General features: G+C 71.4%; 22 protein-coding genes and 1 tRNA gene. 9 read left to right on the forward strand and 14 right to left on the reverse strand.

The window, feature by feature from the left end; all coding sequences use genetic code 11:
• Positions 1-66: 66 nt before the first annotated feature.
• From arsC to glmU, 3 genes are read right to left on the reverse strand one after another with little or no spacing between them, the layout of a single operon-like run.
• Entirely contained in the window at positions 67-426 is a 360-nt protein-coding gene (gene arsC / locus CK206_RS17215; RefSeq protein WP_096907123.1) for an arsenate reductase (glutaredoxin), read from the reverse strand.
• A gap of 1 nt (position 427) precedes the next feature.
• A complete protein-coding gene (locus tag CK206_RS17220; protein ID WP_067713365.1) occupies positions 428-1,405 on the reverse strand; it encodes a ribose-phosphate diphosphokinase in 978 nt (325 codons plus the stop codon).
• Positions 1,402-2,898, reverse strand: a complete 1,497-nt coding sequence (gene glmU / locus CK206_RS17225) for a bifunctional UDP-N-acetylglucosamine diphosphorylase/glucosamine-1-phosphate N-acetyltransferase GlmU (RefSeq protein ID WP_096907124.1) — start codon at positions 2,896-2,898, stop codon at positions 1,402-1,404. Before glmU ends, CK206_RS17220 begins: the two co-directional genes overlap by 4 nt.
• A 170-nt stretch (positions 2,899-3,068) precedes the next feature.
• Here glmU and CK206_RS17230 point away from each other — a divergent pair, with 170 nt between their 5' ends.
• Positions 3,069-4,352 carry an MFS transporter gene (locus CK206_RS17230; protein WP_096907533.1) on the forward strand — a complete coding sequence of 428 codons (1,284 nt, stop codon included), beginning with the start codon at positions 3,069-3,071 and terminating at the stop codon, positions 4,350-4,352.
• On the opposite strand, the gene CK206_RS17235 is transcribed toward CK206_RS17230, so the two are convergent.
• Entirely contained in the window at positions 4,349-4,960 is a 612-nt protein-coding gene (locus tag CK206_RS17235; RefSeq protein ID WP_096907125.1) for a flavodoxin family protein, read from the reverse strand. The genes CK206_RS17230 and CK206_RS17235 overlap by 4 nt on opposite strands.
• Before the next feature lie 133 nt (positions 4,961-5,093).
• Between CK206_RS17235 and CK206_RS17240 the strand changes: the two genes are divergently transcribed.
• Both CK206_RS17240 and CK206_RS19930 read left to right on the forward strand, forming a co-directional pair.
• Positions 5,094-6,899, forward strand: a complete 1,806-nt coding sequence (locus tag CK206_RS17240; protein WP_096907126.1) for a thiamine pyrophosphate-requiring protein — start codon at positions 5,094-5,096, stop codon at positions 6,897-6,899.
• Positions 6,896-7,066, forward strand: a complete 171-nt coding sequence (locus CK206_RS19930) for a hypothetical protein (RefSeq protein WP_159147944.1) — start codon at positions 6,896-6,898, stop codon at positions 7,064-7,066. Before CK206_RS17240 ends, CK206_RS19930 begins: the two co-directional genes overlap by 4 nt.
• Position 7,067: 1 nt before the next feature.
• On the opposite strand, the gene CK206_RS17245 is transcribed toward CK206_RS19930, so the two are convergent.
• A tRNA-Gln gene (locus CK206_RS17245) sits at positions 7,068-7,139 on the reverse strand.
• Between the two features lie 204 nt (positions 7,140-7,343).
• Between CK206_RS17245 and CK206_RS17250 the strand changes: the two genes are divergently transcribed.
• Positions 7,344-8,015 (forward strand): TetR/AcrR family transcriptional regulator, encoded by a 672-nt coding sequence (locus CK206_RS17250; protein ID WP_096907127.1) that lies wholly within the window; start codon positions 7,344-7,346, stop codon positions 8,013-8,015.
• A 145-nt stretch (positions 8,016-8,160) separates the two neighbouring features.
• Here the strand turns inward: CK206_RS17250 and CK206_RS17255 are convergent, their stop codons facing one another.
• Complete coding sequence (locus CK206_RS17255; protein WP_096907128.1) at positions 8,161-8,727, reverse strand: HdeD family acid-resistance protein; 567 nt, start codon at positions 8,725-8,727, stop codon at positions 8,161-8,163.
• 117 nt (positions 8,728-8,844) lie between these two features.
• Here CK206_RS17255 and CK206_RS17260 point away from each other — a divergent pair, with 117 nt between their 5' ends.
• A complete protein-coding gene (locus CK206_RS17260; RefSeq protein WP_096907129.1) occupies positions 8,845-9,507 on the forward strand; it encodes a TetR/AcrR family transcriptional regulator in 663 nt (220 codons plus the stop codon).
• A 40-nt stretch (positions 9,508-9,547) separates the two neighbouring features.
• Here the strand turns inward: CK206_RS17260 and CK206_RS17265 are convergent, their stop codons facing one another.
• The 5 genes from CK206_RS17265 to CK206_RS17285 are packed head-to-tail and all read right to left on the reverse strand — an operon-like array spanning position 9,548 to position 13,454.
• On the reverse strand, positions 9,548-10,120 hold the full coding sequence (locus CK206_RS17265) for a trans-aconitate 2-methyltransferase (RefSeq protein ID WP_096907130.1): 573 nt from the start codon (positions 10,118-10,120) through the stop codon (positions 9,548-9,550).
• Complete coding sequence (locus CK206_RS17270) at positions 10,117-10,908, reverse strand: PIG-L deacetylase family protein (RefSeq protein ID WP_096907131.1); 792 nt, start codon at positions 10,906-10,908, stop codon at positions 10,117-10,119. Before CK206_RS17270 ends, CK206_RS17265 begins: the two co-directional genes overlap by 4 nt.
• Positions 10,905-11,939: an acyl-CoA dehydrogenase family protein gene (locus tag CK206_RS17275; RefSeq protein WP_371607020.1), complete on the reverse strand. Its 1,035-nt coding sequence runs from the start codon at positions 11,937-11,939 to the stop codon at positions 10,905-10,907. Before CK206_RS17275 ends, CK206_RS17270 begins: the two co-directional genes overlap by 4 nt.
• A 27-nt stretch (positions 11,940-11,966) precedes the next feature.
• Complete coding sequence (locus tag CK206_RS17280) at positions 11,967-12,716, reverse strand: glycosyltransferase family 2 protein (RefSeq protein WP_096907132.1); 750 nt, start codon at positions 12,714-12,716, stop codon at positions 11,967-11,969.
• A 6-nt stretch (positions 12,717-12,722) separates the two neighbouring features.
• Complete coding sequence (locus CK206_RS17285; protein ID WP_096907133.1) at positions 12,723-13,454, reverse strand: vitamin K epoxide reductase family protein; 732 nt, start codon at positions 13,452-13,454, stop codon at positions 12,723-12,725.
• Positions 13,455-13,583: 129 nt separating this feature from the next.
• Here CK206_RS17285 and mfd point away from each other — a divergent pair, with 129 nt between their 5' ends.
• The 4 genes from mfd (at position 13,584) to CK206_RS20185 (ending at position 20,573) form a co-directional block, all read left to right on the forward strand.
• The gene (gene mfd / locus CK206_RS17290) at positions 13,584-17,252 is read left to right on the forward strand and encodes a transcription-repair coupling factor (RefSeq protein ID WP_096907134.1); all 3,669 of its coding nucleotides are present in this window, start codon (positions 13,584-13,586) and stop codon (positions 17,250-17,252) included.
• Positions 17,249-18,211 carry a MazG nucleotide pyrophosphohydrolase domain-containing protein gene (locus CK206_RS17295; RefSeq protein ID WP_096907135.1) on the forward strand — a complete coding sequence of 321 codons (963 nt, stop codon included), beginning with the start codon at positions 17,249-17,251 and terminating at the stop codon, positions 18,209-18,211. Before mfd ends, CK206_RS17295 begins: the two co-directional genes overlap by 4 nt.
• A 478-nt stretch (positions 18,212-18,689) precedes the next feature.
• Positions 18,690-20,423 carry a sodium:solute symporter family protein gene (locus tag CK206_RS17300; protein WP_096907136.1) on the forward strand — a complete coding sequence of 578 codons (1,734 nt, stop codon included), beginning with the start codon at positions 18,690-18,692 and terminating at the stop codon, positions 20,421-20,423.
• 18 nt (positions 20,424-20,441) lie between these two features.
• Entirely contained in the window at positions 20,442-20,573 is a 132-nt protein-coding gene (locus CK206_RS20185) for a putative transporter small subunit (protein ID WP_096907137.1), read from the forward strand.
• A gap of 152 nt (positions 20,574-20,725) precedes the next feature.
• Here the strand turns inward: CK206_RS20185 and CK206_RS17310 are convergent, their stop codons facing one another.
• Genes CK206_RS17310 through CK206_RS17320 form a run of 3 tightly spaced genes read right to left on the reverse strand, consistent with a single transcriptional unit; the run spans position 20,726 to position 23,459 of the window.
• Positions 20,726-22,054, reverse strand: a complete 1,329-nt coding sequence (locus tag CK206_RS17310; RefSeq protein ID WP_096907138.1) for an alpha-hydroxy-acid oxidizing protein — start codon at positions 22,052-22,054, stop codon at positions 20,726-20,728.
• 58 nt (positions 22,055-22,112) lie between these two features.
• Positions 22,113-22,751: a GNAT family N-acetyltransferase gene (locus CK206_RS17315; protein WP_096907139.1), complete on the reverse strand. Its 639-nt coding sequence runs from the start codon at positions 22,749-22,751 to the stop codon at positions 22,113-22,115.
• A gap of 45 nt (positions 22,752-22,796) precedes the next feature.
• Positions 22,797-23,459 (reverse strand): CueP family metal-binding protein, encoded by a 663-nt coding sequence (locus CK206_RS17320; protein WP_173674811.1) that lies wholly within the window; start codon positions 23,457-23,459, stop codon positions 22,797-22,799.
• Positions 23,460-23,496: the final 37 nt, after the last annotated feature.

The raw sequence follows: 23,496 nt of genomic DNA on the forward strand, positions 1-23,496 counted from the left end.
GCCCGCCGCTCTCGGATGAGAGCGCAGCGGGCTCGACGCAGGCGACGCGCCGTCAGCGGCGGGACGTCAGAGGATCTCCTCGACCGCCGCCGTGGGACGCGCGAGGCGGGTGCCCTTGTCGGTGACGACGAAGGGCCGCTCGATGAGCCGGGGGTGGGCGACCATCGCGGCGAGCAGGTCGTCATCGGAGGCGTCGATGAGGCCGAGCTCGGTGAACTCGGCCTCCTTGACGCGCACCGCCTCCCGCACCGTCAGACCGGCGTCGGAGATGAGGGTGCGCAGCTGCTCGACGTCCGGGGGAGTGTCGAGATACTTGATGACGGTCGGCTCCGCACCCCGCTCGCGGAGCAGCTCCAGCGCCTGCCGGGACTTGGAGCAGCGGGGGTTGTGGTAGATCGTGGCGCGCCCCGCCGGGTCCGCGGTCATGTCAGGCGTTCCCGTTGAAGAGGCTGGTCACCGACCCGTTCTCGAAGACCTCGTGGATGGTCCGGGCCAGCAGCGGCGCGATGGACAGCACGGTGAGGTTCTCGAACCGCTTCTCCGGCGGGATCGGCAGCGTGTCGGTGGTGATGACCTCCTTGGCCCCGCAGTTGGCGAGACGCTCGGCGGCCGGATCGGAGAAGATGCCGTGGGTGGTGGCGATGATGACGTCCCCGGCACCGGCGTCCTTGAGGACCTTGACGGCGCCGGCGATGGTGCCACCGGTGTCGATCATGTCGTCCATCAGGACGCAGGTCTTGCCCTCCACGTCACCGACCACGCGGTTGGACTTCACCTGGTTGGGCACGTTGGGATCGCGGGTCTTGTGGACGAACGCGAGCGGCGCGCCGTCGAGGGCATCGGCCCACTTCTCGCCCACCTTGACGCGGCCGGCGTCGGGGGAGACCACGACGATGTTGTCCGTCCCGTAGTGCTGCCGGACGTAGTCCGAGAGCTGGCCCTGGGCGTGCATGTGGTCCACGGGACCGTCGAAGAAGCCCTGGATCTGGTCGGTGTGCAGGTCGACCGTGATGATGCGGTCCGCGCCGGCGGCCTTGAGCAGGTCCGCGATGAGACGGGCCGAGATCGGCTCGCGGCCGCGGTGCTTCTTGTCCTGCCGCGCGTACGGGTAGAACGGCAGGACAGCGGTGATCCGCTTGGCGCTTCCCCGCTTGAGCGCGTCGATCATGATGAGCTGCTCCATGATCCACTTGTTCAGCGGCGCCGGGGCACTCTGCAGCACGAACGCGTCACAGCCGCGGACGGACTCCTCGAAGCGGACGAAGATCTCGCCGTTGGCGAAGTCCCTGGCGGTCTGGGGGGTGACCTCGACGCCCAGTTCGGCGGCGACCTGGTCGGAGAGTTCGGGGTGCGCGCGCCCCGCGAAAAACATCAGGTTCTTCTGGTTGTCGATCCACTCGCTCACTGCGTGAGTCCGTCCTTCTGGGAGTCGTTCCGGGCACGACGGGCGGCCTCTGCAGAACCGGAATCGGGCCGGTTCTCGATCACCCAGTCGTCGATGTTCCTCTGCCGTCCGCCCGAGACCGCGAGGGCTCCGGGTGGGACGTCGTCCTTGATCACGGTACCCGCGCCCGAATAGGCCCCGTCTCCGACGGTCACAGGTGCGACGAACATGGTGTCCGAACCGGTGCGGCAGTGATCGCCGATCACTGTACGGTTCTTGTTCACCCCGTCGTAATTGACGAACACGCTCGACGCCCCGATGTTGGTGTGCTCGCCGATCGTCGCGTCGCCCACGTAGGTCAGGTGCGGCACCTTGGTGTTCGCCCCGATCGTCGACTTCTTGACCTCGACGAACGTGCCGATCTTGCTCCGCTCGCCCAGGTCCGCCTCGGGCCGCAGGTAGGCGAACGGGCCCACCTCCGCGCCAGCCCCGATTGTGGCGCGCACCGCATGTGAACGCACGACCGTGGCGCCGTCGCCGACCACGGTGTCCTGCAGCGTGGTGTCCGGCCCGACGGTCGCACCGTCGCCGATCTCGGTGGCGCCCGTCAGGTGGGTGCCCGGCAGGATCGTCACGTCGCGGCCAGTGGCCACGCCGACGTCGAGCCACGTGCTGGACGGGTCGACGATCGTCGCGCCGCCCCGCATCGCCGACTCGCACAGGCGACGGTTCATCTCGCCGGACAGGGCCGCGAGCTGCACGCGATCATTGACGCCGGCGACCAGATCGGGGTCCTCGACACGGTGCCCGCGGATGAGGCCGTTGTCGCGTCGCGCGAGCTGGATGACGTCCGTGAGGTACAGCTCGCCCTGCGAATTGTCCGTGCTCAGCTGCCCGAGCTTGTCCCGCAGGACGAGGGCGTCGAAGGCGTAGATGCCGGAGTTGACCTCGTCGATCGCCCGCTCGTCCTCCGAGGCGTCCTTGTGCTCGACGATCCGCAGCACCTCGCCGTCGTCGTTCCTCACGATGCGGCCGTAGCCCGTGGGGTCGGGCGCCGTCGACGTCAGGACGGTGACCGCGGCGCGCGGTCGCAGGTCGTGGCGCGTCACGACCTCGCGCAGGGTGTCGGCGTCGAGCAGGGGGATGTCCGAGGTGGTGACGAGCACGGTGCCGGAGAAGTCGGCGGGCAGTCCCGACATCCCGGCAGCGACGGCGTCGCCCGTCCCGTTCTGCTCCTCCTGCACCGCGGTGGAGACCGGCACGCCGAGCTCGGCCGACAACTCGTCGACCGCCGCCGAGACCTGGTCGCGCTGATGGCCGACGACCACGACGATCGCGTCCGGTTCGAGCCCCGCCGCGGCGTGCAGTGCGTGGCCGAGCATCGTCCGCCCGCACACTCGGTGCAGCATCTTGGGCGTGGCGCTCTTCATGCGGGTGCCGGAGCCGGCGGCCAGGACGATGACCGCGGTCTGCGTGTGTTCGGGCGCTGAACGGTCGGTCTCGGGTGTGGTCATCAAGTCTCCTCGGGCGTGGCAGCGCCGTGTGGGGGATGGGCGTAGTGCAACGTTAGGTCAACTTTGCGTCAACTCACTGTCAAAGTAGCGCGGACCCCTATGCGGGATCGAGTGTGACTCCGACGATTCGAACCGTCTTGAGGCGGAGTAGCCTGCCCCGCGTGTCAGTCCTGAGGCGCCAGTTGGCGGATACGCGGCCACTGCGGCAGCCGGACTTCCGCAGGCTGTGGCTCGCCAACATCGTCACGGTCATCGGGGCGCAGTTGTCGATCGTCGCGGTGCCGCAGCAGGTCTTCGAGATCACCCGCAGCTCTGCGTATGTGGGGCTCACCGGCGTGTTCGCGCTGGTGCCGCTCGTGGTGTTCGGCCTGTGGGGCGGTGCGCTGGCCGACGCCCTCGACCGGCGTCGCCTGCTCATGGTCACCACCACCGGGCTGATCGTGACCTCACTGCTGTTCTGGGCGCAGGCCGCGGCGGGCAACCGGAACGTGTGGGTGGTGATGGTGCTCCTGTCCGTGCAGCAGGCGTTCTTCGCGGTCAACCAGCCCACCCGCTCGGCGATCATCCCGAGGATCGTCCCGTCCGACCAGCTTGCCTCCGCCTCGGCCCTGAACATGACCGTGATGCAGTTCGGGGCGATCGTCGGGCCCCTGTCCGCGGGCATCCTCATCCCGGTCCTGGGGCTGTCGACGATGTACCTGTTCACCGCCGTCGCGCTGCTGGCCACCCTGTACGCGGTGTTCCGGCTCCCGCCGCAGCCGGTGGCGGGGGAGCGGGGGTCGGTGGGGCCGCGGTCGGTGATCGACGGGTTCGCCTACCTGGCCACCCGCCGCATCCTCCTGGCCTCGTTCCTGGTGGACATCATCGCGATGGTCTTCGGCATGCCGCGGGCCCTGTTCCCGCAGATCGCCACCGAGTCCTTCGGCGACCCCGCGACGGGCGGGACCGCCCTCGGTCTGTTGTTCGCCGCGATGAGCGTGGGCGCCGTGGCCGGCGGGGTGTTCTCCGGGTGGATCCCTCGCGTGCGCCGGCAGGGCCTGGCGGTGCTGGTGTGCGTGGCGCTGTGGGGCGCGGCGATGGTCGCGTTCGGGGTGTTCGTGGGCGCGGCCTCGCCCGGCGGCTCCGCGTGGTGGCTGTGGCTGGCGCTCGCCGCGCTGGCGTTCGGCGGAGCCGTCGACATGATCTCGGCCGCGTTCCGCCAGGCGATCCTGCTGGATTCGGCCACCGACGAGATGCGCGGCCGTCTGCAGGGCGTGTTCATCGTGGTCGTGGCCGGTGGCCCGAGGATCGGCGACGTCGCGCACGGCGTGGCGGCGGCCTCGGTCGGCACGGCGGTCGCCGCGTCGGGTGGTGGCGTGCTGGTGGTGATCGGCGTGGTGATCTGCGCGATCGCCTTCCCGGCGTTCCTGCGCTACACCGTCCGCAGCGCGGTCGAGCGGAGCACCAAGGGTTAGACCGCCGGGTACTGCTCGCGGCGCAGGAACCGCGCCAGGTGCACCGCGTTGGACGACAGCGTGGTGATGGTCGAGGCCACGGCCGACGGCGTGGAGTCGAGGTCCTTGTAGTCCACCGGGTTCATGGCCTCGTTGTTCCAGTAGGTGCAGCCCTGCGCCGGGATCGTGAACCCGATGTCGTTCAGGCCCTGGAACATGTCGGCGACGATCTTGTGCGCGCCGTCCTCGTTGCCCACCACCGCGACCACGGCGACCTTGCCGAACATCGCGGGACGGCCCTCGTCGTCGGCGGCCGACAGCTGCGCGTCGAGACGCTCCAGCACCCGCTGCGCGATGCTGGACGGATTGCCGAGCCACGTCGGCGTGGACAACACGAGGACGTCGGCGGTTCGGACCTTCTCGAGGATGGCGGGCCACTCGTCGCCGTCGCCCATGTCGTCGTCGACCCCCGGACGGACGTCGAAGTCCGCGACCCGGACGGTCTCCCCGGTCACGCCGTGACCGGCGAGTTCGTCGAGGACCTGCCGGGCGATGAGGTCGCTGCTCGACTCGGCGGGCGAGGCCTTGAGCGAGCACACCAGGGCGAGTGCCTTGAGATCGGTGTCCATGCCCGGACGATAGGACCACCCCACCCGCCGGACAACCGGTTCCGCGGGCCCGGGCCACCATGACCGGTGGAGGGCCGCGGGTGCGCCCCCTACGGTGGGGCCACTACGGCTGACGAGCGGAAGGGGCACGCGTATGACCACGGACAGGACGGTGGCCGACCTCGTCGTCGAACGACTGGTGGCCTGGGACGTCGAACGGATCTACGGCTACGCCGGGGACGGCAACAACCCACTGCTCGGCGCGTTGCAGCGCGCCGAGATCGCCCCGACGTTCGGGCGGGCCCGCCACGAGGAGTCGGCGGCGTTCATGGCGGTGGCCGACGCCAAGTACTCGGGCGCGGTCGGGGTGATGACCTCCACGCAGGGCCCCGGCGCGATGCACCTGCTCAACGGCCTGTACGACGCCAAACTCGACAGCGTGCCCGTGGTGGCGCTCGTCGCGCAGCAGCACACCAGCGTGCTCGGGTCGGGCTACCAGCAGGAGATCAACCTCGGCAACGTCTTCGCCGACGTGGCCGGGCCGTACCTGCAGACGGTGTCGTCGGCCGAGCAGGCGCCCATGGTGATCGACCGGGCGTTCCGCTCCGCGCTGACGCACCGGACCCCCGTCGTCGTCATCCTTCCCCACGACGTGCAGAACGCCGAGGCCCCGGAGCTGGGCGAGGACCTCGACCAGGAGCACGGGGTGGTGGTCACCGCCCCCGAATGGACCCACGGGGTCACCGTCCCGCGCGATGACGACGTGGCGCGCGCCGTGGAGGTGCTCGACGCGGGGGAGCGGATCGCGATCCTCGCGGGGCGCGGCGTCGCCGGTGCGCAGGCGGAATTGATGGAGCTCGCCGAGCGCCTGGACGCCGGCGTGACGATGAGCCTGTTGGGTAAGCCCTACGTGGACGAGTCCTCGCCGTTGGTGGGCGGGACCATGGGCCATCTGGGGACGACGGCGAGCGCGCGCATCCTCCAGAACTGCGACACCCTCCTCATCGTCGGATCGAACGACCCCTGGACCGAGTTCTACCCGGAGCCCGGGCGGGCGCGGGCCGTGCAGATCGACCTGGACCCGGTGCACCTGGCCAACCGGTATCCGATCGAGGTCGGCATGGTGGGCGACGCCGCGGCCGCACTGCGAGAGCTCACCGGACGCGTGGCCGACCGCGACCGCTCCGCCTGGCGCGGCGACGTGGAGACGTGGGTGGGGCAGTGGTGGGAGATCTCCCGCATGCGCTGCGAGGTGCCTGCCCGGGGGCTCAATCCCGAGCTGGTCGCGCGGCGACTGGGCGAGCGCCTGCCCCACGACGCACGTCTCGCCGTGGACGTGGGCAGCAGCGTCTACCACTACGTCCGACAGATCAGCCTGCCGACGACCGTCCCTGCGCACCTGTCGAGCACGCTGGCATCGATGGGCTGCGGGATCCCGTACGCGATCGCCGCCAAGGCCACCGCGCCCGCCAAGCCCGTCGCGGTCCTGGCCGGCGACGGGGCAATCCAGATGCTGGGGATCAACGAGCTCATCACCGTCTCCGAGGCGTGGCCGAGCTGGGAGGACCCGACGATGGTGATCGTGGTGCTCAGCAACCGGGACCTGGCGGAGGTGAGCTGGGAGCAGCGCGAGAGCGAGGCCCAGCCGCGGTTCGCCCGGTCGCAGGACGTGCCGCCGTTCGACGTGGCCGGCTACGCCGAACTGCTGGGGCTGCGCGGGGTGCGCGTCGAGGACCCCGAGCAGCTCGTGCCCGCCTTGGAGGAGGCGTTCCTGGCGGACCGGCCGACCGTGATCGACGCGATCACCGACCCGGACATTCCGTTGCTGCCGCCGTTCCCGCACGGTAGGGAGATGGTGGAGTCGATGCGTACGGGCCTGCGCGCGGAGGGTGTTGCCGGAGAGCACGCCCTCGAGCTGCTGGAGGCCTACGCCCGGATGGAAGAGGAGCGATTCACGTGACCGGAATGAACGGACCCGGGCAGCCCGGGCAGGACCCGGCCTTCCAGCCCGATGCCGAGGTGGAGAAGAAGCCGCGGCGTGCACGGCAACCGGCGTTGGCGGTGTTCGCGATCATCGCGATCCTGTTGCTGGTGCTGGCCGTGGGGATCTTCGGCGGGATCTTCTGAGCTCCCCCGCCAGGACTCGAACCTGAAATGCCTGAACCAAAATCAGGAGTGTTGCCGATTACACCACGGGGGAACGGCCCGCGAACGGGCCGTCACCAGTCTGGCACATGAGATCGGGCCCATCGGTGCGCACCTGCGCACCGATGGGCCCTGGCCGCCGTGAGCAGCAGTGTTGCCGCCGGTCGGGGGGAGCGGAATTCGCGCGTGGCTATCCTCGGGGTATCAGAAAAAGGGGTGGGGCATGACGGGCGCGGGCGTACCGACACCGAGGACCAGGATGTCCGCCGCCAAGCGGCGGCAGCAGCTGGTGGAGGTCGGCCGACGGATCTTCGCCGAGAACGGCTACGACGCCGCGACGGTGGAGGACATCGCCGCCGCGGCGGGGGTGTCCAAGCCGGTGGTCTACGAGCACTTCGGAGGCAAGGAGGGGCTCTACGCGGTCGTGTGCGACCGCGAGCTCGCCTACCTCGGCGCGGAGATCACCGAGGCGCTGCAGGGCGAGGGGTCGCGGCGGCGCATCGAGCGCGCGGCGATGGCGCTGCTGCGCTACGTCGAGGAGCGCACGGACGGCTTCCGCATCCTTGTGCGCGAATCGTCCCCGGTGGGTGGGGGCTCGTATTCGACCCTGCTCAACGACGCCACCGCCAGCGTGACCTACATCCTCGAGGAGGAGTTCGTCGCCCGCGGGTTCGACCCCATCACCACCAGTGTGTACGCGCAGGCCCTGGTCGGGATGGTCTCCGGGACCGCCCAGTGGTGGCTCGACGCCCGCACGCCGCCCAAGGAAGAGGTCGCCGCGCACATCGTCAACCTCTGTTTCAACGGGCTCTCGCACCTCGATCCCTCGCCGACGCTGGAGGTCGACGTCCTCGAGAAGTACAGCGTGCCGAGCCACCCCGGTGGCACGCCGCAGGGGCGCGACATGCGCCCGGGGCCCGGAAGCCCGTAGTAGGTCGCTCCCCGTCGCGCGAGGCCGGGCCCAGCACGGTCGGGCGACGGACTCGGTCACCTGGCGGGGCACGGTCACGGTGCAGGAGGGCCGGGCGTCGCACTCGCGACGCCCGGCCCTTGCCGGGGGATGAGGGTGGCGCGGTTCAGGCTGCCACGGCCACCCGGCGCTCGAGCCGGTCGGAGTCGGCGCGGAGTCGGAACGCCACGGCGGCCATGACCGCGCCGACGGCGAGACCGAACCAGCCGGCGAAGGTGACGAACGTGTCTACCGCTGCGGGGCCCACGACGCCCAGCCCGAGTCCCACCACCGCCAGGACCACGCCGAGCGTCACCATGACCCACGAGTCGGGGATCTCGGAGCGCAGGGTCTGGGCTCCGTAGGCGACGAGGGCGCCGGAGGCCACCAGCCAGGCGGCGAACAGCAGGATCAACGCGGTGGTCGAGATGCCGGGCCAGAACAGGACGACCAGCCCGAGAATCATGAATCCGGCGCCGGCGAGGATGAGGCCACCGCGGCCGGGGGTCCGTTCCGGAAGTGCCACTCCGGTCGTCATGGTCATGGCGCCGTCACCGATGGCGAAGGCCGCCACGAGGAACACCGCGAGCGTCATGCCCGTGGTGGGGGAGGCCAGTGCGGTCGCGCCCAGGGCGATCGCCAGTGCTCCGCGGATGAGTTGGACCCACCAGTTCCGGGTCAGTGATTCGATCATTTCTCCACCTTTCCTGCGCTGGCGTCTGCCGTCGCGCGGTACTGTAGTGATCACTACGGTAAGTCTGATCCGGGGCGATTCGCAATGAGTCGCCGGACACAGGGAGCGGGGGAGCGGATGGCGGGGAAGCCGACGGGGTCCACTGGCAGGCGCACCCGTGCCAAGGGCCGGGAGTCCCGGCGCCGGATCATCGAGGCGGCCGCCGAGGTGGCCGGTGAACGCGGGTATGAGGGGACCTCGATCGCGCAGGTCAGTAAGGCGAGCGGGCTCCCGGCGAGCTCGATCTACTGGCATTTCGCGGACAAGGACGCGCTGCTGGCGGCGGTTGTCGAGGAGAGCGTCGAGCTGTGGCTGGGCCAGGTCACCCGCGGGGAGGGCGAAGCCCTGCGGGAGCGCGTGACCGCCTTCTGCCTGGGCGTGGCCCGGACGTTCCGCGAGTCCCCGGACTTCCTCCGGCTGGGCCTGATGCTGGCGCTGGAGCAGCGTCCCGTGGAGCCGGCCGCCCGGGGAATCTATCTGCGTCTGCGCGGGGACGCCCTGGAGCGCATCGCGGCGGAGTTCCGGCGGGTCCGTCCGCGGCTACCCGAGGCGGATGCCCGGGTGCTCGCCACCTATGCACTCGCCGGCGGCGACGGGATTTTCCTCGCGTCCCTGACCGGGGACGCCGACGTGACCGAACTGTTCCGGCTCCATACCGAGGCGATAGTGCACCTCGTCACTCGGGCCGAGGCGGAGGCTGAGGCGTCGGCGTCCGAGTCGGCTTCGAAACCGCAGCCGTAGTCGACGCCGGAGACGCAGGCGGACTAGTTGCAGCCGGCCATCAGGTGCGACGGAAGACCTCGAGGACGAAACCCTCCTCGCGGTGGTGGACGAGCCGCGTGAGGTCGACGCGGCGTGCGAGTGCGGCGTGGACGTCCTCGCCGTGGCAGGCGTGGTCGTCCGACCGCCCCAGCCAGTGGCAGGCCGCGACGGTCCCGCCGGGTTCGGCCAGCCGCAGCAGCGCCGTGAGTAGGTCGTCGAGCCCGTCGACCGGCGTGTAGTAGAGGAACTCCGAGAGCACCAACAGGTCGCAGGACCGCCCGGGCCACGGGTCCGACGCGTCGGCGGTGCGCACGTGCACGTGGTCCAACCCCGCGCGGTCGATGCGCGCGCGGGCCTGCCCGGCGGCGGTGTCGACGACGTCCACCGCGTGCACCTCGTCGCACCGCCCGGCGAGCATCTCGGTGAGCACCCCCACCGAGCAGGCGGGCTCGAAGCACACGCGGTACCGCTGTTCGGGGAGAGAGGCGACGAGGAGCCCGTAGCGCCGCAGTTCGTACCACGAGCCGGCGAAGTCCCAGGGGTCTGCCGACCCGGAGTACATCTCCTCGAAGTAGTGGCCCGGGGTGCTCACCAGAACACCGTCTCGGAGCGCGTGACCAGGCGGTCGAGGATCCAGTCGGGCAGGATCGCCTCGTCCCCCGGCCGATCGGACAGCGGAGCGACCTGGGTGACGAACTCCGCCACCGCCGCCTGCTTGGCGGCGAGCTCGGCGTCGGTGAGCACGACGCGACGCCGCCGGTCCCAGGGCACGCGCCGATCGCCGGGCTCGGCCCAGTGCCAGGTCCACACCGGGTACTCCGCCAGTCGCGCTCCGGTGGCGGCGCAGGACCGGGCGGCCGCGCGTCCGGAGGCCTCGTGATCGGGGTGGCCGTCGCCGCGCCACGTGCTGAGCACCACGCAGTCCTCGCCGGGGACGTCACCGATCGCCTCGGCGAGCGCGTCGGCCAGACGCGTCTCGTGCCCGTGAACGCCGCCGTCTGGCAGGCCGACCCGCACCGGCTCGGGAAGGCCCAGCGCCGCGCAGGCGCGCCGGCTCTCGGAGATCCGCAGCGCGGCGAGCCGCGCGGGCGTCACCGTGGGGGAGTCGGGGTGCGAGGCGTCGCCGTCGGTGACGGCCACGATCACCACCTCCACCCCGGCTGCGGCGAACCGGGCGGCGGTGACGCCCACGCCGAGGATCTCGTCGTCGGGATGCGGCGCGACCACGACCACCCGCCGGACCCCGGACGGTACGGTCAGCTCCGGGTCGGCGGCACGCCCGCCGAACCAGGCGTCCCAGGCGGCGCGGGGAGTGCCGCGGTCGTCGAGCCCGATGCCGGTCCAGTGGGTGGAACCGCCCTCGGCGGGATCGGTGGTCATCGCGCCCACCCGCCGTGGGTGCTGGCGGTGGCGCCCAGCCCGGCGAGGTCACGCTCGGCGTGGAACTGCCGGATGTACACCTCGGCGTCGAGGACGTTCTGCCCGTGGCGCGGGTCCATCGCGAGCGGTCCCGGGCCGAGCGCCCGGCCGACGCGTCGGATGGTCTCGTCCACCGCGGCCTCGACCATCGCCCGCACGCGCACGGCCCGGTGGCGCGCGACGGTGAGGTCGGCGCCGGGTCCGTCGCGATCGACTTCCGCGGCGGCGGCGTCCAGCGCCCACGACGCCCCTCCCAGGGCCACGTCCACGGCGCCGAGGTGGGCCAGCGCGTGGGGGTCGACGTCGGGCCGGGTCGCCCGCGCGATCAGGGGCCGGGCCACGGCGATCCCGGCGCCCAGCCAGCAGGCGGCAACCCCGATCCCACCGTGCCAGAACCCGGCCCGCTCGAGGTAGGAGCGGTGGTCCCCGACGGAGCGGGCCGGCACGTCGGTGAATTCGACGGAGGTGGTACGGCTGCCCGCCATCCCCGGGTGCGCCCAGCCGCCCGCCCGGGGCGCGACACCGGGCTGGCGCAGGTCGACGGCGAAGAGGCGCGGCTCGTCGTCGTCGAACGCGGTGACCAGGGCGTGCGTGCACACGTCGCCGCCGGAGCACCAGGCCTTGACCCCGTCGAGCACCCACCCGCCGCCCGAGTCTCCGCCCGAGCCCCCGCCCGAGCCCCCGCCCACGCGCCGGGCGCGGAGCACGGGCATCGGCGGTTCGGCAGCCCACACGCCCCACAGTTCGTCGCGCCCCACGCGGGTGCCGGAGATCTCGGCGAGGATCGCGTCGGCGTCGGCGTGGGCCTCGACCAGGCGGCCGGCGGAGACGTCCCGGGTGCACATCGCGGTGAGCTCGGACCATCTCGTCCGGGTGTCGCCGCGGGCGGGCAGGGGCAGGTCGGCGCGGCCGGCGCGGACCCATTCGCGGGCCAGGTCGGCGGACGAAGCGGCGTCCGGGGAGCCGCCGGGGGGCACGTCAGTGTTGCTCACGGGGCCTCCTTGCTCGCGGACACGCGGTCATGACGCGGTGGTCCCTGCGCTGGCGGCGCGTTCGGTGGCGGCGCGTTCGGTCGCGGCGCTCTCCGTGGCGGCGAGGTGACCGGCGAAGCCACCGGGGGCGCGCGCGGTCCGGCGGGCCGAGGTCATCACCGGCGCGGCGGTGGACCACGCGACCGTCAGCCCGGCCGCCTGCGCGCGCCGGACCAGCTGGACGTCCTCGTGCACGGGGAGCGGGTCGAAGCCGCCGAGCTGCCGGTAGGCGCGGGCGGAGATGCCGATGTTGGCGCCGTGGATGTGCCGGTGGCCGGGACCCGGGTGGTAGCCCTCGAGGTAGCTCAGCCGGGTGGCGGGGGTCCAGTCCGACCAGTCGTCGACCGCGATCAGGCCCGCCACCACGTCGGCGCCGGAGCGGGCGACCGCCAGCTGGTCGGTGAGCCACGTGCGGGGCACGCGGGAGTCGGCGTCGGTGGTCGCGTACCAGCGCCGCGAGGGGGACGGCACGGAGCCGGGCGACGACGATGGGGGCCGCCGCAGCGAGTCGAACCCGCGCGCGCGGGCGATGCCGACGTTGCGGGCGCTCGTCCGCACGATCCGGGCCCGCCCCCGCGCGATCTCCTCGGTGGCATCGCGGCAGGAGTCCAGCACGACCGTCACGGTCACCGGGACCGGGGTGGCGGCGATGCAGTCCTCGAGCGCGTCGAGGCAGCCCGCCAGCAGGTCCTGCTCATCGTGGGCGGGGATCACGACGTCGACCCCGGTGTACTCCACGGCCGGTCAGAGGTTGGCGAAGAAGTCGGCCCAGTAGAAGTCCCAGAACGCCCACAGGATGACCCCGGCCACCGCGAGGTACCAGACCACCACGGGCACCAGGTGCCACCGCTGCAGTGCGCGCACCCACCGCGCCCGGGTGAGCTTGGCCAGCACGTGCAGCAGCGTGTACCAGAACATGGGGATGGTGGCCGCCCACACGACCATGCACCACGGGCACAGCACCTGGATCTGGAAGATCGACTGGTAGGCCAGCCAGTGGACGAATCCGGCGGCGAACGTCAGCCCGAGCAGCGCGCCCACCCAGTACCAGCGCGGGAACCGCACACCCGTGGCGGCGGCGACGCCGATCGCGATCACGATGCCGAACCCGATCAGCCCGATGAACGGGTTGGGGAACCCGAACGCCGCCCCCTGCTCGGAGTTGATGACGCTCTTGCAGCTCATGAGGATGGAGAAGTTGCACGCCGGCGTGTAGTCCGGGTTCTCCAGCAGCCGGATCTTGTCCAGGCTGAGCTGGAACGACGCGACCAGCGCGAGGGCCGAACCGAGGGTGAGGAGCACGCCGATCCACCGGTCGGTGAACACGCGCGCGCCGATCGTGTCGTGGGCGGCGTCGTCGGCGGTGGCCGGGGCGGGGGAGATCGTCACCGGGCCCGCGGGGGCGCCCTGGGTGTCGCCGTGCCCGGGGGCGACGGGCCGGGGGTCGACGTGCTCGGCGTCTGTGGTCTCGCGCATACGCACAGGCTACCGGGGCGGGCGCGCGGTTAGAGTGGTGGATCTGCGGCCCTTCAGGTGTGCGTCCCACCACCCGTGCGACCCGCACACCCCCGCTCGACGAACCCCCTACCCGGAGGATCCACACGCGTGACCACCACCGCCACCGCCACCACTCCCGCGACCGCCGCACTGTCCGGTCTGGCGGGTGCGGTCCTGGCCAACCCGGCGCTGGCCGACCTGCGCGACGGTCTGGACCGGGACATGGCGGTGGTCCGCGCGCCCGAGGCGCTGCGGCCGTTCCTCGTCGCCGCGGTGGCGCAGCGCGCCCCCTTGTTGGTGGTGACGGCCACGGAACGCGAGAGTGAGGAACTGGCCGACGAGCTGTCGGGGCTGTACGACGACGAGGTCGCGCAGTTCCCGAGCTGGGAGACCTTGCCCCACGAGCGTCTCTCGCCGGCGGCGGACACGATCGGTCGCCGGCTCGAGGTGCTGAACTCGGTGTTGTCGGGGCGGCCGCCGGGGATCGTCGTGGCGGCGGCGCGGTCGGTGGTGCAGCCGATCTCGCCCGGCGCGGCCCGCCGGGAGCCGGTGCGGCTGGCCAGGGGCGCCGAGCTGGACCCCACCGACCTCCTGGTTCGGCTGGCCGAGTTCGCCTACCTGCGCGAGGACATGGTGGCCCGGCGCGGTGACGTGGCGGTGCGCGGCGGCATCGTGGACGTCTTCCCGACCACCGCCGATCACCCGCTGCGCATCGAGTTCGACGGGGACACGATCGCCGAGATCCGCGAGTTCTCCGTGGCCGACCAGCGCTCCCTGCCCGACGGCGAGGTGGAGTCCGCGGTGCTGTTCCCGTGCCGCGAGCTCCTGCTGGACGACGCCGTGCGGGCCAGGGCGGGGGAGCTGGCGGCCGAGCACCGCGCCAACCCGACGCTCGCCGAGCTGCTCGACTCGCTGGCCGAGGGCATCCCGCGCGACGGCATGGAGGCCCTGACCTCGGTGCTCGTGCCGGAGGACATGACGACCCTGCCGATGCTCATGCCCGCCGACACCCGCGTGGTGGTGTGCGACCCGGACAAGGTTCGCCGCCGCGCCGCCGACCTGGCCTCCGCCGGCCGGGAGTTCCTCGAGGCCTCGTGGACCGCGGCCACCATGGGCGGCGACGCCCCCGTGGACAGCGAGACGCTGGACCTGTCCGGCTCGGGCTACCGCACCTTCTCGGCCGTCCGCTCCGAGGCCACCGAGGCGGGCCGTGCGTGGTGGCAGCTCGTCCCGCCCGGGTTCCTCACCGACCCCGAGGACGGCGCGGTCATCACCGTCCCCGCCGGTGACCCGCCCGCCCCCCGCGGCAAGGACTCCGAGATGGAGGCCATGTTCGTCCGGCTCCGCGCCCTCGTCGGCGGCGGCGGACGGGCCGCGATGGTCGTGCCCGGCCACGGCACCGTCGCCCGAATCCTGGAACGCCTGTCCGAGACCGAGGTCCCCGCCACGGCCGCGACGGCGGGATCCGCACCGGCCTCCGGGCTCGTGTCGGTCTATGAGGCGGTCCTGCACGGCGGGTTCTCGCTCACCGAGGGCGCCGCCGGGGTGGCGGACGACCTCGTCGTCGTCTCCGAGACGGACCTCACCGGCAACCGCCTCGGCTCCACCACCCGCCCCAAGGCCCGCCACTCCAAGCGCCGCAACCAGGTCGACCCGCTGGCACTGAAGGCCGGCGACTGGGTGGTGCACGACCAGCACGGCATCGGCAAGTTCGTCGAGATGGTCGAGCGGCAGGTCCGCGGCGGCGACGGCTCCTCCCGGCGCGAGTACCTGGTGATCGAGTATGCGCCCGGCAAGCGGGGCGCGGCCGGCGACCGGCTCTACGTGCCCATGGAGTCGCTCGGGCAGCTCAGCCGCTACGTCGGCGGCGAGGCCCCGACGCTGTCCAAGATAGGCGGCGCCGACTGGCAGAACACCAAGCGCAAGGCCCGCAAGGCCGTCCGCGAGATCGCGACCGAGCTGGTCCAGCTGTACGCCAAGCGGCAGTCCGCGCCCGGGCGCGCCTTCGGCCCCGACACCCCGTGGCAGCGCGAGATGGAGGACGCGTTCCCCTTCACCGAGACCGTCGACCAGCTCACGGCGATCGAGGACGTCAAGGGCGACATGGAGAAGACCGCCCCCATGGACCGCGTGGTGGTGGGCGACGTCGGCTACGGCAAGACCGAGGTCGCCGTGCGCGCCGCGTTCAAGGCCGTGCAGGACGGCACCCAGGTCGCGGTGCTGGTGCCGACCACGCTGCTCGCGCAGCAGCACCTGGCCACGTTCGCCGAGCGGATGACCGGTTTCCCCGTGACGATCCGTGGACTGAGCCGTTTCACCTCCGACGCCGAGGCCAGGAAGATCCTCGCCGGGTTGGCGGACGGGACAGTGGACGTGGTGATCGGGACACACCGGCTGCTCGCCACGGGCGTGAGGTGGAAGAACCTCGGCCTGGTGATCGTGGACGAGGAGCAGCGCTTCGGCGTGGAGCACAAAGAGCACATCACCTCCCTGCGCACCCACGTGGACGTGCTCACCATGTCCGCCACCCCGATCCCGCGCACCCTGGAGATGTCGCTGGCGGGCATCCGCGAGATGAGCCAGATCCTCACCCCGCCCGAGGAGCGCCTGCCGGTCCTGACGTACGTGGGCGCGCACTCGGACAAGCACGTCGCCGCCGCCATCCGGCGCGAGCTGCTGCGCGAGGGGCAGATCTTCTACGTCCACAACCGCGTGCGGACCATCGACTCCACCGCCGCGAAGATCCGCGACCTGGTGCCCGAGGCGCGCGTCGTGGTGGCGCACGGGCAGATGGGGGAGGAGCAGCTCGAGCAGACGGTCGGCGGCTTCTGGAACCGCGACTATGACGTGCTGGTGTGTACGACCATCGTCGAGACGGGCCTGGACATCTCCAACGCCAACACGCTCATCGTGGACCGCTCCGACCAGCTTGGCCTGTCGCAGATGCACCAGCTGCGAGGCCGCGTGGGCCGGTCGCGTGAGCGCGGGTACGCCTACTTCCTCTACGACCCGGAGAAGCCGCTCACCGAGACCGCGTACGACCGGCTCGCGACGATCGCGCAGAACAACGACCTCGGCGCCGGCATGGCCGTGGCGATGAAGGACCTCGAGCTGCGCGGCGCCGGCAACGTTCTGGGTGCCGAGCAGTCGGGGCACATCGCGGGCGTCGGGTTCGACCTCTACATCCGTCTCGTGGGCGAGGCGGTGGAGGCCTACCGCGCGATCGCCGACGGGGAGAAGGTCGAGGTCGAGGAGGAGGTCGGCGAGATCCGCATCGAGCTGCCCGTCGACGCGTACATCCCCGTGGAGTACGTCGACGGCGACAGGCTGCGGCTGGAGGCGTACCGCAAGCTGTCGCAGGCTAGGGAGGCCGCCGATATCGACGCGGTGGTCGAGGAGCTGCTCGACCGCTACGGGCCGCTTCCCGCCGAGGCCCGCCGCGTGGTGTCCGTCTCGCGGCTGCGGTTGGTCGCGCAGAAATACCGGGTCCGCGAGATCGTCCTGGCCGGCTCGCGCCTGCGCGTGGGGCCGCTCGACCTGCTGGACTCGCAGCAGATGCGGCTCAAGCGCATGTACCCGGCCGCGCAGTACCGGGCCACGCAGAAGACCGTGCTGCTCCCGCTGCCCAAGGCCGCAGGCGCGCGTGCGGGTGCCGGCGGGGAGAAGGCGCGCGACGACGAGATGCTGCAGTACGCCGCCGACTTCCTCACCGCGATGGCCGGGGATCCGGAGGGGTCGAACCCGGTGATCCAGCCGGAGACGGTGCCCGCGCGATGAGCCCGGGCGGCGGGCGGCCCGACTCAGACGCGGACCCGGGCGGCGGGGGCGGGCACGGAAGCCCCGGCGGCGCCCGCGGCCCCAGTGGCCCCAGCGGCCCCGGCGGCGCCCGCGATCCCCGCCGAGAAGAGGATTTCGCACGAGTCCACTCGACCGATACGAGCGAAACCCTCTTCTCGACGGGCGCCGGGGACCGGCTGGCCGAAGCCATCGAGGTGATGGCCCGCATCCGCCGCGACGGCGAGTGGGAGTCCGCCCAGACCCACGCCTCCCTCCTGCCGTATCTGCTCGAGGAGTCGTGGGAGCTGGTCGACGCAGTGGCGGACGGCGACCGCGACGAGCTGGTCTCGGAGCTCGGCGACCTGCTGCTCCAGGTGCTGTTCCATGCCGCGATCGGGGCCGAGCGGGACGAGTCGCCGTTCGACGTGCAGGACGTGGCCGGGGCGTTGCTCGACAAGCTCCGACGCCGGGCGCCGTACTGGTTCACCGACGGGCCCGGTCGTGGGCCCGGGGCCCTCGATGCCGCCGAGCAGGACCGACTGTGGCAGGAGGCCAAAGCCGCCGAGCGCGCCGGTCGCCTACCGCGCGGTGTGGTCGAGGGAATCTCCTGGGACATGCCCGCACTGGCACTGGGGCAGAAGGTTCTCGAGCGCGCCCGGTCGGCCGGGATCCCCGACGATCTCGTGCCCGATCGGATGCGGGTCGTCCACGTCGGTGCCGGGGGGTTGTTCCGCGCCGCCGCCAGCGACACCGCTGCCGACGCCGACGCTGCCGCCCACGCCGCCGACGAGGCCTCCGACGCCGACGGCTCCGGCTCGGCGGAGGTCGAGTACCGACGGGTGGTCCGCGAGTTCGCCGAGACCGTCAGGGCCGCGGAGTCGCGGCTGCCCGTGCCCGCGGCCGAGGCCGGCGCGGATGAGTGGCGTGCCGCGTGGCACCGCCGCACCGACCGGCACTGATCCACACCTCGGAACACCCGCCTCCCGCACGCCGCCGACCAGCCCGCCGCCGACCCGCCCACGGGTGCGCCCGGCCGAGGGGTGGTCCTCGCAGTCACCTGCTGAGGGATGTGAGCCCACTCTTAAGTTGACGGCGCTCAGTCCGCGGAGCGCACGCTCGCCGGGGTCGACCGCTGCCGCTTGATCTTGGGCCATCGGCGCAGGCAGGACCCGCAATGTTTGCATCCGTTCGCAACTTTCTGGGGTCGGTGATCTGGCAACGTTCATCCACAACATTCCCTGAGCATCGGCCTCGGCCCCGAGGCCCGTTTGGGGTTTTCCTCCATCTTGTGGCCGGGTCGCAGGCCGTCGAACGGTGGGGAGCGGGCTCCATTTTGGACCTCCCGACAATGCCTCTTACCTTGGTGATTCTCAGTTTCCCGTCAGGGTTCTCTATGCTGGGCCCGTTGTTCTGACAATAAGAGAGAGAAAGGCAGATATGGATTTGCTCGGCTCTCCCGCGCTGAGTGCGACTGCGCTTGTATTGCTACTGCTGCTGTTCTACGGCGGCACCATGGTCATGTCCATGCGGATCGCGCGCAAGGACGAGAACGCTGACAACTACATGACGGCCGGTCACCGGATCGGATTCGGCATCTCGGCGGCGTCGATGACGGCCACCTGGATCTGGGCCTCGTCGATGTACGCCTCGGTCAACTCCGGCTACCTCTACGGTGTGTCGGGACCGATCCACTACGGGCTCTGGGGTGCCCTGATGATCCTGTTCATCTACCCCTTCGGTCGACGCATCCGTAAGGTCGCGCCCCAGGCTCACACCCTGGCCGAGGTCATGTTCGCGCGCCACGGGCGCTCCTCCCAGCTGATGCTGGCCGGCTCCAACATCCTGGGCTCGGTCATCTCGCTGACGTCGAACTTCATCGCCGGTGGCGCCCTGATCGCCATGCTCAGCCCGTTCAGCTTCATGCAGGGCATCGTCGTGATCGCCGCCGGTGTGCTGCTCTACACACTGTGGTCCGGCTTCCGCGCCTCGGTGCTCACGGACTTCGCCCAGGTGCTGGCCATGCTCGGCGCGGTCATCATCATCGTGCCGTCGATGTTCTTCTTCCTCGGCGGTGTCGAGGTGTTCTCGAGCGGTGCGGCCAACCTCACCCCGCAGCAGAGCAACTTTTTCTCCTCGGACGCGTTCCTCAACCAGGGCGCGCCCTACATCGCTGCCGTGCTGGCCTACGCGATCGGCAACCAGACCATCGCCCAGCGCCTGTTCGCGGTGCGCGAGGACCTGATCAAGCCGACGTTCATCACGGCGACGATCGGCTACGGCGCCACGATCATCGGCATCGGCATGGTGGGCGTGCTCGCCCTGTACGCGGGTATCGATCCCGTGGACGGCGACCCCAACAACATCCTGCCGCAGGTGGCCGCGGAGTACCTGCCGGGCGTCCTGGTCGCGGTGTTCTTCATCATGATCATCGGTTCGCTGTCGTCGACCGCGGACTCCGACCTGTCGGCCATGTCGTCGATCGCCATGACCGACGTCTACGGGCAGAGCCTGCGCAGCAAGGGCAAGGTGCCCAACCCGCGCACGATGCTCATCGTGGGCCGGCTCACGATGGTCGTCGCCACCGCTGCGGCGCTGGTGTTCGCCAACATCCGCTTCAACATCCTCGACCTGTTGGTCTTCGTGGGTGCCCTGTGGGGTGCCCTGGTGTTCCCGGTGATCGCGAGCTTCTACTGGAAGAAGGTCACCAACATGGCCTTCACCGTGTCCGTGCTCGCGGCGCTCGCGGTGTTCCTGCCGACCCGTTTCGGTGCCATCCCGGACAGCGGCGTGCTCGCGTACGGCATCGAGGCGCTGGCAGTGGTCGGCGTGGGCGTGGTGCTCGGGCTGATGGTCTTCGGGTTCTTCGGCCTGCGCCCGGCGCTGGTCGTCGGCGCGATAGCAGCCCTGGGCAGTGCGCCGTTCATCTTCGGCTTCCTGCGTGACTACGACACCCTGACCGCCTCGCTCGTGGCGTACGCGGTGAGCACGATCGTCTGTGCCGCGATGTCCTTCCGTAGCTCGATGGACTTCGACTTCGCCAAGATCGCCGCCCGCACCGCCGACTACGACACGGCGGAGTCGGCGGAGGCCCTCGAGGCGCAGTCCGACGACGACGGCCGCGACCAGAACGTCCGAACCGATGACGACGACGACGACCTCGTCCGCGTCTAGGAAGGAAGGCAGCTGACAATGACACCGATCCTTCTCACGATCTACGTCCTGATCTGGCCCGTCATCGTGGCCGGCGTCCTCGCCGTCCTCGTCCGTGGCTTCGTCAAGGAGGCCGCCGAGGCCAGGCGCGAAGGCGACCCGATCATCTAGGTCGCCACAGAGCTGGCACGTTGCAGAGCTGGCCAGCCACGGAGCTGGCCCGTTGCAGAGCAGAGCCCCCGGTAGGCAGTCGCCGACCGGGGGCTCTGCTCATGCCCGAACCACGACCACGCCGAGAGCGAGCCCCGGGCCGGGCGCGAGTCTCAGGCCAGGAGTGAGGCGTCTACCTCGTCCCACGAGCTGGCGCCGCTCAGCGACATGGTGAGGTCGATCTCGGCGAGCAGGTTGTCGAGCACCTCGCCGACGCCGTGTTCGCCGGCGATGGCCAGGCCGTAGACGTGGGGCCGGCCGATCGTCACCGCGTTCGCGCCGCACGCCATGGCCTTGACGACGTCGGTGCCGTTGCGGATGCCGGAGTCGAGCAGCAGTGTCGGCTCCGGGCCGACCGCCTCGCGGATCGCCACGAGGGAGTCGAGGGTGCCGATCGACCCGTCGACCTGGCGGCCGCCGTGGTTGGACACCATGACCGCGTCGACACCGGCATCGAACGCCTGCCGGGCGTCATCGGGGTGCAGGACGCCCTTGAGGACGATCGGCAGCCTCGTCCGGTCCCGCAGGGTCGCCAGGTGGTCCCAGCTCAGTGCCGGGTTGGAGAACGTGTCGAGGAACGTCTGCACGGCGGCGCGGGTCTCGGGGGCGCGCAGATTCTCCCGCGTCGAGCCCGGGTGGTTGCGCGCCATCTCGAGCAGCGTCAGCGCCGCCTGCGGGGTGACCTTGACGGCAGCGGCATCGGCATCGGCATCGGCGCCCGCCGCGGCCTCGCGCTCGACCCGCTCGGCGACCAACTGCCGGAAACGCGGGTCCGAGGTGTACTGCGCTATCCCGACGCCGCGGGTGAACGGCAGCGAACCGAGGTCGAGGTCCCACGGCCGCCAGCCCAGCGTGGTGGTGTCGAGCGTGACGACCAGGGCCCCGGCGTCGATCGCCTCGGCGCGGGCGATGAAGCTGTCGACCAGCTGCTCGTCGCTGCTCCAGTACAGCTGGAACCAGCGGGGGCTGTCCTGCATCGCCGCGGCCGTGGCCTCCATGGGCGAGGAACCCTGCGAAGAGAAGATGTACGGAAGTCCGCGCCGGGCGGCGGCCCGGCCGACCATGACGTCGGCGTCGCGACGGATGAGTCCGGCGGCGCCGATCGGAGCCACCAGGACGGGCGCGGGGAGCGTCTGCCCGAGCACCGTGGTGGAGATGTCGCGCCGGGAGGTGTTGCGGAGCATGCGCGGCACCAGTCGCCGGCGGTCGAAGGCCTCGCGGTTGGCGGCCATCGTCTGCCCCGAGCCGGCGCCTCCGTAGACGTAGGCCCAGGCCTTCTTGCCGCCGGGTCGTCGCAGGAGCGCGCGGCGGGCGGCGGCTTCGAGCTTCTCGGCGCCGGTCGGTACCGCGGGGGTGATCCCGGAGACGCCGGAGCGGTAGATGATGTTCTGGCGCGCGCGGCCGAGGGTGCCTGTGATGGGGGTCACGAAGTCTGCCGTCATAGCCGTGAGCGTACTGAGGCCTTCATCGCGTGCGCGGAGGAGGTGCCGCCCGGCGGGTCTACTCCGCGCGTCCGTCGGGCCGGTCGGACCGGTCCGCGCTGTCGACGAGCCGACGGACCATGGCGGTCGAGGACTGTCCGGGAAGCGTCGGCACGGAGCCCACTGCCTCGAACCCGAACCGCTCGTAGAGGCGACGGCTCGCCGGGGTGGTGGATTCGAGGAACGCCAGCGGGTTCGCGGAGTGGTCGACGACCCTCAGGCGGTGCGCCAGCAGTGCCGATCCGACGCCCTTGCCGCGGGCCTGGGGACCGGTGCCGATGTCGCGGATGTACCAGTGCGGTTCGGTGGGCCGATAGGCCTCGATCTGGAGAGTGTGCCGTGCGCCGCGGCCCAGGGGGAGCCGGCCCAGCGTCCACAGGGCCGCACCGGAGATCGCTCGCCGGGCGGTGCCCAGAGCGCCGGGCGCGGCAGGGGGCTGCCACAGGACGGCGCCGACGACGCGGCCGTCGTCCATCGCGATGTCGGCCCACTGGGGGTGTCGCCGCACCCGGCGGAGGTAGTACAAGGTGAGTTTGGTGTGCCGGGTCTCGTCCTCGGGCAGCGTGACCGACCATGCGGGGTCGTCGCGGAACGCCTCGCTGAGGATGCGGGCGATCGCGGGTGCGTCGGCGCGCGTGGCGGTTCGGACGGTGACCATGGGCGGGGCTCCTGGCGGGTGCGGGTCGGGTGCGGCGTCGGGCTCTTACGTCAGGTGCGCCGTGGTCAGGCAGGTGAGGTCGTCGTCGCCGGTGGCGATCGGCACCGTCGAGGACTTTCCGTCGTGCTCGACGGTGAGGGTGCCGGTGAGGTCGCGGGTGAGCCACAGGCCGACAAATCCGTTGTTGTAGGCCGTGCGGGTCTCGTCGACGACCGTCCGCCCCGTCTCGTCGGTCACGGTGATGTCGACGGGCTCGCCGGCCATCTCGCCGAGGCAGGTCGTCAGACTGTGGAAGAGACAGTCATGGGTCTGGTCCTCGTAGGGCGCGACGGACAGGTAGAACTGCTCGTCCGGCATCGGCAGGGTCGCGATGGAGCCGGCGGCGGTGTCGGTGAGGACGAGCTCGGTCGGCTGGACCGAGGCGAGGAGGGTGTCGGGGCGCTCGGCGACGGGCATGGTGTCGAGCCGCTCGATCACCCCGCGGGCGTCCATGTCGGTCAGGCCGTACCGGTCGAGGACCTCGGTCGCCGCGGCCTGGCTCGACTCGCTCTGGTTCTGCCCGCTGTGGTTCTGCCCGCTCTGGTTCTGCCCGCTGGGGCTCTGGTCCGCCTGGCCGGGTGGGGTGGCGCCGCAGGCGGTGAGGGTGAGCCAGCTCGCGGTGAGGGCCGCGGCCAGGGCCCGGCGACGCAGTCGAGGGGTGGTGGTCATTGCTGGGCGGGCTCCTTGTCGGGTATCACGCTGTCGG

It is taken from the genome of Dietzia sp. WMMA184 (genome assembly GCF_002441635.1).
Lineage (GTDB): Bacteria > Actinomycetota > Actinomycetes > Mycobacteriales > Mycobacteriaceae > Dietzia > Dietzia kunjamensis.

Coding starts and splice junctions, on each gene's coding strand:
- CK206_RS17255 (WP_096907128.1), bottom strand. CDS start 8,727: ATGATCGAATCACTGACCCGGAACTGGTGGGTCCAACTCATCCGCGGA.
- arsC (WP_096907123.1), bottom strand. CDS start 426: ATGACCGCGGACCCGGCGGGGCGCGCCACGATCTACCACAACCCCCGC.
- CK206_RS17240 (WP_096907126.1), top strand. CDS start 5,094: ATGACCACGGACAGGACGGTGGCCGACCTCGTCGTCGAACGACTGGTG.
- CK206_RS17235 (WP_096907125.1), bottom strand. CDS start 4,960: ATGGACACCGATCTCAAGGCACTCGCCCTGGTGTGCTCGCTCAAGGCC.
- CK206_RS17250 (WP_096907127.1), top strand. CDS start 7,344: ATGTCCGCCGCCAAGCGGCGGCAGCAGCTGGTGGAGGTCGGCCGACGG.
- CK206_RS17300 (WP_096907136.1), top strand. CDS start 18,690: ATGGATTTGCTCGGCTCTCCCGCGCTGAGTGCGACTGCGCTTGTATTG.
- glmU (WP_096907124.1), bottom strand. CDS start 2,898: ATGACCACACCCGAGACCGACCGTTCAGCGCCCGAACACACGCAGACC.
- CK206_RS17295 (WP_096907135.1), top strand. CDS start 17,249: ATGAGCCCGGGCGGCGGGCGGCCCGACTCAGACGCGGACCCGGGCGGC.
- CK206_RS17315 (WP_096907139.1), bottom strand. CDS start 22,751: ATGGTCACCGTCCGAACCGCCACGCGCGCCGACGCACCCGCGATCGCC.
- CK206_RS17260 (WP_096907129.1), top strand. CDS start 8,845: ATGGCGGGGAAGCCGACGGGGTCCACTGGCAGGCGCACCCGTGCCAAG.
- CK206_RS20185 (WP_096907137.1), top strand. CDS start 20,442: ATGACACCGATCCTTCTCACGATCTACGTCCTGATCTGGCCCGTCATC.
- CK206_RS17320 (WP_173674811.1), bottom strand. CDS start 23,459: ATGACCACCACCCCTCGACTGCGTCGCCGGGCCCTGGCCGCGGCCCTC.
- CK206_RS17310 (WP_096907138.1), bottom strand. CDS start 22,054: ATGACGGCAGACTTCGTGACCCCCATCACAGGCACCCTCGGCCGCGCG.
- CK206_RS17270 (WP_096907131.1), bottom strand. CDS start 10,908: ATGACCACCGATCCCGCCGAGGGCGGTTCCACCCACTGGACCGGCATC.
- CK206_RS17285 (WP_096907133.1), bottom strand. CDS start 13,454: ATGCGCGAGACCACAGACGCCGAGCACGTCGACCCCCGGCCCGTCGCC.